This window comes from Streptomyces sp. CRN 30 (genome assembly GCF_034105845.1).
On record NZ_JAVRHI010000139.1, the window covers coordinates 1 to 8,624 of the forward strand.

7 protein-coding genes are annotated in these 8,624 nt (G+C 68.8%); all 7 read left to right on the forward strand.

Going from position 1 to position 8,624, the window contains the following annotated elements:
• Positions 1–799 (forward strand): chromosomal replication initiator protein DnaA (gene dnaA / locus UW392_RS13500; protein WP_320775197.1); only part of this gene is annotated, 799 nt, incomplete at its 5' end.
• 917 nt (positions 800–1,716) lie between these two features.
• Positions 1,717–2,847, forward strand: a complete 1,131-nt coding sequence (gene dnaN, locus UW392_RS13505; RefSeq protein WP_320775203.1) for a DNA polymerase III subunit beta — start codon at positions 1,717–1,719, stop codon at positions 2,845–2,847.
• Between the two features lie 164 nt (positions 2,848–3,011).
• Entirely contained in the window at positions 3,012–3,890 is an 879-nt protein-coding gene (gnd, locus tag UW392_RS13510) for a phosphogluconate dehydrogenase (NAD(+)-dependent, decarboxylating) (RefSeq protein ID WP_320775198.1), read from the forward strand.
• Positions 3,891–3,924: 34 nt separating this feature from the next.
• The gene (gene recF / locus UW392_RS13515) at positions 3,925–5,046 is read left to right on the forward strand and encodes a DNA replication/repair protein RecF (RefSeq protein ID WP_320775199.1); all 1,122 of its coding nucleotides are present in this window, start codon (positions 3,925–3,927) and stop codon (positions 5,044–5,046) included.
• Positions 5,043–5,597, forward strand: a complete 555-nt coding sequence (locus UW392_RS13520; protein ID WP_320775200.1) for a DUF721 domain-containing protein — start codon at positions 5,043–5,045, stop codon at positions 5,595–5,597. Before recF ends, UW392_RS13520 begins: the two co-directional genes overlap by 4 nt.
• 441 nt (positions 5,598–6,038) lie before the next feature.
• Entirely contained in the window at positions 6,039–8,099 is a 2,061-nt protein-coding gene (gene gyrB / locus UW392_RS13525; RefSeq protein ID WP_320775201.1) for a DNA topoisomerase (ATP-hydrolyzing) subunit B, read from the forward strand.
• A 42-nt stretch (positions 8,100–8,141) separates the two neighbouring features.
• Positions 8,142–8,624, forward strand: a 483-nt coding sequence (locus UW392_RS13530) for a DNA gyrase subunit A (RefSeq protein ID WP_320775202.1), incomplete at its 3' end; no start/stop codon positions are given.

Sequence of the window (8,624 nt, forward strand, 5' to 3'; positions counted from 1 at the left end):
CACCAACGAGTTCATCAACTCCATCCGCGACGGCAAGGGCGACAGCTTCCGCAAGCGGTACCGGGAGATGGACATCCTGCTCGTCGACGACATCCAGTTCCTCGCGGACAAGGAGTCGACGCAGGAGGAGTTCTTCCACACCTTCAACACGCTCCACAACGCCAACAAGCAGATCGTGCTCTCCAGCGACCGGCCGCCCAAGCAGCTCGTCACGCTGGAGGACCGGCTGCGCAACCGGTTCGAGTGGGGTCTGATCACCGACGTCCAGCCGCCCGAGCTGGAGACGCGGATCGCGATCCTCCGCAAGAAGGCGGTGCAGGAGCAGCTCAACGCCCCGCCGGAGGTACTGGAGTTCATCGCCTCGCGGATCTCGCGCAACATCCGCGAGCTGGAGGGCGCGCTGATCCGGGTGACGGCGTTCGCGTCGCTCAACCGGCAGCCGGTCGACCTGGGCCTCACCGAGATCGTTCTGAAGGACCTGATCCCCGGCGGCGACGACTCGGCCCCGGAGATCACCTCCACGGCCATCATGAGCGCCACCGCCGACTACTTCGGGCTCACCGTCGAGGACCTGTGCGGCACCTCGCGCGGGCGCGCGCTGGTGACGGCCCGGCAGATCGCCATGTACCTCTGCCGCGAGCTGACGGACCTCTCGCTGCCGAAGATCGGCGCACTGTTCGGCGGCCGCGACCACACCACGGTCATGCACGCGGACCGCAAGATCCGCAATCTGATGGCCGAGCGGCGCTCGATCTACAACCAGGTCACCGAGCTGACCAACCGCATCAAGAACGGCTGACAACGGCCCTCGTACGCCGTGCTGTCAGCAGCCCCCGTACGACGTTCTGGGCGCCCTCCGGAGGAGATCCGGGCGGCGCCCTTCGTCGTGTCGCGCCGTGTCGCGCCGTCCCGGGAGCCGACCTCCGTCGCGCGGTGTTCGAATCCAGCCCCGGGTTACGGCCTCCCTCCACAGATTCGGTGACTTTCTTCCGTCCACACCTTGGGGACCGGGAAGTTGTCCCGATCCTGTCCACAGGCCCGCCCGGTGAGGGATCATCAAGCCAGGTCAGTCGCCTGTGGATTCGTGGACGAACGATCTCCACAGCCTGTGGACGAAATCTCTGTCCACAGGCTGTGCACGGAGTTGTCCACCGGCAACCCACAGGCCAGGGCCGCTTGTCCCCAGCGAAACCCGGCTTCTCCACACCGCTGTCCACTGTTCGGCAACGCGGCGCACCTCCTCACCGCTGCGAGTGAAAGCCGTCACATCAAGGTGCCGGATTGGGCTGTGGGAAAGCTGGGTAAACCTGGGGACGGCGCTGGGGAGAAGTCGCCTCTCCCTGTGCACGGAGTGTGCAGAACTTTCTGTTCTCCACAGCGGGGCCCGGTTGTCCACCGGCTCCGCCCACAGGGTCCGTGGACAAAATCTTGGGTCTGACCTGCGAAAACGGGGTTATCCACCGTATCCACAGGCCCTACTACTACCAACGACTAGAGAGAGCTGGGAACTCGTTTCGAAGCGGGACCTGTGCACAACTCGCTCTCTCGAGCCCGACCGCCCCTCGTCACGACTTGACCCCGAAGGGCACCTACTGTCAGTGCCGTGCGTCAGACTGGTCCCCGGTGTCCTGCTCCTCCCAGGGGCTGACGACACCGGGTCAGACGACTGAGGCGAAGCAGGGCGAGCAGCGCCGGCAACAGCAGGAGGCGGCAACAGTGAAGATCCGGGTGGAACGCGACGTACTCGCGGAGGCAGTGGCCTGGGCGGCACGCAGCCTCCCGGCCCGTCCGCCGGCGCCGGTCCTCGCGGGCCTGCTGCTGAAGGCCGAGGAGGGGCAGCTGAGCCTGTCCAGCTTCGACTACGAGGTCTCGGCGAAGGTGTCGGTGGACGCGGAGGTCGACGAGGAGGGCACGGTGCTCGTCTCCGGCCGCCTGCTCGCCGACATCTCCCGCGCCCTCCCCAACCGGCCGGTGGAGATTTCCACAGACGGTGTACGGGCGACGGTGGTCTGCGGTTCGTCGCGGTTCACGCTCCACACCCTGCCGGTGGAGGAGTACCCGGCGCTCCCGCAGATGCCGAACGCCACGGGCACGGTCCCCGGCGAGGTCTTCGCGTCGGCGGTCCAGCAGGTCGCCATCGCCGCGGGCCGCGACGACACGCTGCCCGTCCTCACCGGTGTGCGCATCGAGATCGAGGGCGACACGGTGACGCTGGCCTCCACCGACCGCTACCGGTTCGCGGTGCGGGAGTTCCTGTGGAAGCCGGAGAACCCGGAGGTCTCCGCGGTCGCCCTGGTGCCCGCCAAGACGCTCCAGGACACCGCCAAGGCGCTCACCAGCGGCGACCAGGTGATCCTGGCGCTGTCGGGCTCCGGCGCGGGCGAGGGCCTGATCGGTGTCGAGGGCGCGGGCCGCCGGACGACGACCCGGCTCCTGGAGGGCGACCTCCCGAAGTACAAGACGCTCTTCCCGACCGAGTTCAACAGCGTCGCGGTGATCGAGACCGCCCCCTTCGTGGAGGCCGTCAAGCGCGTCGCCCTGGTCGCCGAGCGGAACACCCCGGTGCGGCTCAGCTTCGAGCAGGGCGTGCTGATCCTGGAGGCCGGTTCCAGCGACGACGCACAGGCTGTGGAAAGGGTCGACGCCCAGCTGGACGGCGACGACATCTCGATCGCCTTCAACCCGACGTTCCTGCTGGAGGGCCTGAGCGCCATCGGCTCCCCCGTGGCCCAGCTCTCCTTCACGACGTCCACCAAGCCGGCGCTGCTCAGCGGCAGGCCGGCGGTGGACGCCGAGGCGGACGAGGCGTACAAGTACCTGATCATGCCGGTGCGCCTGAGCGGCTGAGCTTGCCCTACCGGGGGCGGACCGTCCACAGCCGGTGGACGAAGTCCCAGGTGGGCGTACGGATGAGCGCGTATGCCCACAGCTGTGCGGGGGCGTCCGGGTTTAGGCTCGGACGCCGGTGCGCAAGCGCCTGACACGCCACAGCTACCTAAGGAACGCAACTGATGGAGCTCGGTCTCGTCGGCCTCGGCAAGATGGGCGGCAACATGCGCGAGCGGATACGCCGCGCGGGCCACACCGTCGTCGGATTCGACCGCAATCCGGACCTCGCCGACGTCCACAGCCTGGAAGAGCTTGTGGGCAAGCTCTCGGGTCCCCGGGTGGTCTGGGTGATGGTGCCGGCCGGCGCCGCCACCCAGTCGACCATCGACGAGCTGGCCGGGCTGCTGGAGCCCGGTGACGTCGTGGTGGACGGCGGGAACTCCCGCTGGACGGACGACGAGAAGCACGCCGAGGAACTGGCCGCCAAGGGCATCGGCTTCGTCGACTGCGGCGTCTCCGGCGGCGTCTGGGGCCTGGAGAACGGCTATGCGCTGATGTACGGCGGTGACGCCGAGAACGTCGCCAAGGTGCAGCCGGTCTTCGACGCCCTCAAGCCCGAGGGCGACTTCGGCTCCGTGCACGCCGGCAAGGTCGGCGCGGGCCACTTCGCGAAGATGGTCCACAACGGCATCGAGTACGCGATGATGCAGGCCTACGCCGAGGGCTGGGAGCTCCTGGAGAAGGTCGACTCCGTGACCGACGTCCGTGAGGTGTTCCGCTCCTGGCAGGAGGGCACGGTCATCCGGTCCTGGCTGCTGGACCTCACGGTCAACGCCCTGGACCAGGACGAGCACCTGGAGGGGCTCCGCGGTTTCGCCGCGGACTCCGGTGAGGGACGCTGGACGGTGGAGGCCGCGATCGACCACGCGGTGCCGCTGCCGGCGATCACCGCGTCGCTGTTCGCGCGGTTCTCCTCCCGGCAGGAGGACTCGCCGCAGATGAAGATGATCGCCGCGCTGCGCAACCAGTTCGGCGGGCACGCGGTCGAGCAGAAGAAGTAAGCGGGACCCGAAGGGTGGAGGTCGGCGAACGACCATGCACGTCACGCATCTGTCGCTGGCCGACTTCCGCTCGTACGCCCGGGTCGAGGTACCGCTGGACCCGGGCGTCACCGCCTTCGTCGGCCCCAACGGCCAGGGCAAGACCAACCTGGTCGAGGCCGTCGGCTATCTCGCGACCCTCGGCAGCCACCGCGTCTCCTCGGACGCGCCCCTGGTCCGCATGGGAGCCGACCGGGCCGTGATCCGGGCGCAGGTCCGGCAGGGCGAGCGACAGCAGCTGATCGAGCTGGAACTGAACCCGGGCCGCGCCAACCGTGCCCGCGTCAACCGGTCCTCGCAGGTCAGACCCCGTGACGTACTGGGCATCGTACGGACCGTGCTGTTCGCGCCGGAGGATCTCGCGCTGGTGAAGGGCGATCCCGGGGAGCGGCGGCGGTTCCTCGACGAGCTGATCACCGCCCGTTCGCCGCGCATGGCCGGGGTGCGGTCCGACTACGACCGCGTCCTCAAGCAGCGCAACACCCTGCTGAAGTCGGCCGCGCTGGCCCGCCGGCACGGCGGCCGGGCCATGGACCTGTCCACCCTGGACGTCTGGGACCAGCACTTGGCGCGCGCGGGCGCGGAGCTGCTCGCCCAGCGTCTGGACCTGATCGCGACGCTCCAGCCGCTGGCCGACAAGGCGTACGAGCAGCTGGCGCCCGGCGGTGGCCCGGTAGTGCTGGAGTACAGGCCGTCGGCGCCCGGCGAGGCACACGCGCGCGAGGAGCTGTTCGAACAGCTGATGGGGGCGCTCGCGGAGGCGCGCAAGCAGGAGATCGAGCGGGGCGTCACGCTCGTGGGCCCGCACCGCGACGACCTGCTGCTGAGGCTCGGCCAACTGCCCGCCAAGGGGTACGCGTCGCACGGCGAGTCCTGGTCGTACGCGCTGGCGCTGCGGCTGGCCTCGTACGATCTGCTGCGCGCGGAGGGCAACGAGCCGGTGCTGGTGCTGGACGACGTCTTCGCCGAGCTGGACGCGCGCCGCCGGGAGCGGCTGGCGGAGCTGGTGGCGCCGGGCGAGCAGGTGCTGGTGACGGCGGCGGTCGACGACGACGTGCCGCATGTGCTGGCGGGGGCCCGGTTCGCGGTGGCGGACGGGACGGTGGAGCGCGTATGACCACGGACGGTTCCGCGCCGGGGAACGGCTCCGCGCCGAAGAAGGCCCCCGAGCCGTCCGGCGTCGATCTCGCGCGCGTGGCGCTGCGGGCGGCGAAGGAGGCGGCACGCGCGCGTGGGGAGGCGGCGCAGCAGAAGAAGCAGGCGCGGCGCGGCGGCGGTCTGCGCTCCGGCGCGCACGCCGACGGGCGCGACCCCATGGCGCTCGGGTCGGCGATCAACCGGCTGATCACCGAGCGGGGCTGGGAGACGCCGGCCGCGGTGGGCGGGGTGATGGGCCGCTGGCCGCAGATCGTCGGCGAGGACGTCGCCAAGCACTGTGTGCCGGAGCGGTACGACGAGGACGAGCGGGTGCTGTCGGTGCGCTGCGACTCGACGGCGTGGGCGACGAACCTGCGGCTGCTGGCGCCGACCCTGGTGGCCCGGCTCAACGAGGACCTGGGGCACGGTTCGGTCCGTGTGATCAAGGTGCAGGGGCCGGGTGGTCCGGCGCGCCGGTACGGTCCGCTGAAGGCTCCCGGGTCCATGGGGCCCGGTGACACGTACGGATGACCCGTCCCTTTAGTTCCTTTTGTCACCTCCCATCTCAGAGGTGATTGACATCACATCATTGGGTGTCGGCGGAGGTTTCGAACCGTCGATGCCCCTCTTGTCGTACAACCGCACGCGGTTGCGAATCGCGACCTGACTCCGAAGTAGCCAAGGGTTGACGGCCGGAAGCGCTGAGTGCCTCCGTGAGCCTCTTGGAGCCCCCTTCCGTATATCGGGAGTCGGGAGCGGATGGTTCAGGGCGGCACATGCGGACTCAGGTACCGGCAAACCCCCATCAGTGTCAGTGCTACCGGTAGAATGGAAGACAATCCCGCCCCAGTCGTGGGGACCGCCCGGGAAAAGCTGAGCAACGCTGATCAAGGCTTACCAACGCAACATGCCGCAGCCGCTCCGGCAACCTGCCGACGAGCCCGGCTCGTGCTGTGCCAGAAAGGGCGCTTCGTGGCCGATTCCGGCAACCCCAACGAGAACAACCCGTCCACCGACACCGGCGTCCCCGACGCGGTGAGCCCCGCGCACGGCGAGGGCTCGACCTCGTACGACGCCAGTGCCATCACCGTGCTGGAGGGCCTGGACGCGGTCCGCAAGCGACCGGGTATGTACATCGGCTCGACCGGCGAGCGGGGACTGCACCACCTCGTGCAGGAGGTCGTCGACAACTCCGTCGACGAGGCGCTGGCCGGCCACGCGGACACCATCGACGTCACGATCCTCGCCGACGGCGGCGTGCGCGTCGTCGACAACGGCCGCGGCATCCCGGTGGGCATCGTCCCCTCCGAGGGCAAGCCCGCCGTCGAGGTCGTACTGACCGTGCTGCACGCGGGCGGCAAGTTCGGCGGCGGCGGCTACGCGGTCTCCGGCGGTCTGCACGGCGTGGGCGTCTCCGTCGTCAACGCGCTCTCCACGAAGGTCGCCGTGGAGGTCAGGACCGACGGCTACCGCTGGACGCAGGACTACAAGCTGGGTGTCGCCACGGCGCCGCTCGCCCGGCACGAGGCCACCGAGGAGACCGGCACTTCGGTCACCTTCTGGGCCGACGGCGACATCTTCGAGACCACCGACTACTCCTTCGAGACGCTCTCCCGGCGCTTCCAGGAGATGGCCTTCCTCAACAAGGGCCTGAAGATCAACCTCACCGACGAGCGGGAGTCGGCGAAGGCCACCGCCGGCGCGGACGAGGCGGGCGAGGACGAGAAGCACGAGGTCAAGACCGTCTCGTACCACTACGAGGGCGGCATCGTCGACTTCGTGAAGTACCTCAACTCCCGCAAGGGAGAAGTGGTGCACCCCACCGTGATCGACCTGGAGGCCGAGGACAAGGACAAGCTCCTGTCCCTGGAGGTCGCCATGCAGTGGAACGGCGGCTACACCGAGGGCGTGTACTCCTTCGCCAACATCATCCACACCCACGAGGGCGGTACGCACGAAGAGGGCTTCCGCTCCGCGCTGACCTCGCTGATCAACAAGTACGCGCGCGACAAGAAGCTGCTCCGTGACAAGGACGACAACCTCACGGGCGACGACATCCGCGAGGGTCTGACGGCGATCATCTCGGTGAAGCTGAGCGAGCCGCAGTTCGAGGGCCAGACCAAGACCAAGCTGGGCAACACCGAGGTGAAGACCTTCGTGCAGCGCGTGGTCTACGAGCACCTGGCGGACTGGCTGGACCGCAACCCGGTCGAGGCCGCGGACATCATCCGCAAGGGCATCCAGGCGGCCACCGCGCGCGTGGCGGCCCGCAAGGCCCGCGACCTCACCCGCCGCAAGGGCCTGCTGGAGTCGGCGTCCCTGCCGGGCAAGCTCTCCGACTGCCAGTCGAACGACCCGATCAAGTGCGAGATCTTCATCGTCGAGGGTGACTCCGCCGGCGGTTCGGCCAAGTCCGGCCGGAACCCGCAGTACCAGGCGATCCTCCCGATCCGCGGCAAGATCCTCAACGTCGAGAAGGCGCGCATCGACCGCATCCTGCAGAACCAGGAGATCCAGGCGATGATCTCCGCGTTCGGCACGGGCGTGCACGAGGACTTCGACATCGCCAAGCTCCGCTATCACAAGATCATCCTGATGGCGGACGCCGACGTCGACGGGCAGCACATCAACACCCTGCTGCTGACGTTCCTCTTCCGCTTCATGCGTCCGCTGGTCGAGGCCGGGCACGTCTTCCTGTCCCGCCCGCCGCTCTACAAGATCAAGTGGGGCCGGGACGACTTCGAGTACGCGTACTCCGACCGCGAGCGCGACGCGCTGATCGAGATGGGCCGCCAGGCCGGCAAGCGCATCAAGGACGACTCGGTGCAGCGCTTCAAGGGCCTCGGCGAGATGAACGCCGAGGAACTGCGCATCACCACCATGGACCAGGAGCACCGCGTCCTCGGCCAGGTCACCCTCGACGACGCCGCGCAGGCCGACGACCTCTTCTCGGTCCTCATGGGCGAGGACGTCGAGGCACGGCGCCAGTTCATCCAGCGCAACGCCAAGGACGTCCGCTTCCTCGACATCTGAGTCGGTCTCAGCTGACCGCTTCAGAAAGGACTCTCACCAGCAATGACCGACGAGAACACGCCCGTCCAGCCCGAAGAGGACGGCCCCGCGCTGCGCGTCGAGCCCGTCGGGCTCGAGACGGAGATGCAGCGCTCCTACCTCGACTACGCGATGTCCGTCATCGTCTCGCGTGCGCTGCCGGACGTCCGGGACGGCCTCAAGCCCGTCCACCGCCGCGTCCTGTACGCCATGTACGACGGCGGGTACCGCCCCGAGCGCGGCTTCTACAAGTGCGCCCGCGTCGTCGGCGACGTCATGGGCAACTACCACCCGCACGGCGACTCCTCCATCTACGACGCCCTGGTCCGCCTCGCGCAGCCCTGGGCGATGCGGATGCCGCTCGTCGACTCCAACGGCAACTTCGGCTCGCCGGGCAACGACCCGGCGGCGGCCATGCGCTACACCGAGTGCAAGATGGCGCCGCTGTCGATGGAGATGGTCCGCGACATCGACGAGGAGACCGTCGACTTCACGGACAACTACGAC

Excerpts from the sequence above, each read along its gene's own strand:
- UW392_RS13520 (WP_320775200.1), top strand. The coding sequence starts at position 5,043 with ATGACCACGGACGGTTCCGCGCCGGGGAACGGCTCCGCGCCGAAGAAG.
- recF (WP_320775199.1), top strand. The coding sequence starts at position 3,925 with ATGCACGTCACGCATCTGTCGCTGGCCGACTTCCGCTCGTACGCCCGG.
- gnd (WP_320775198.1), top strand. The coding sequence starts at position 3,012 with ATGGAGCTCGGTCTCGTCGGCCTCGGCAAGATGGGCGGCAACATGCGC.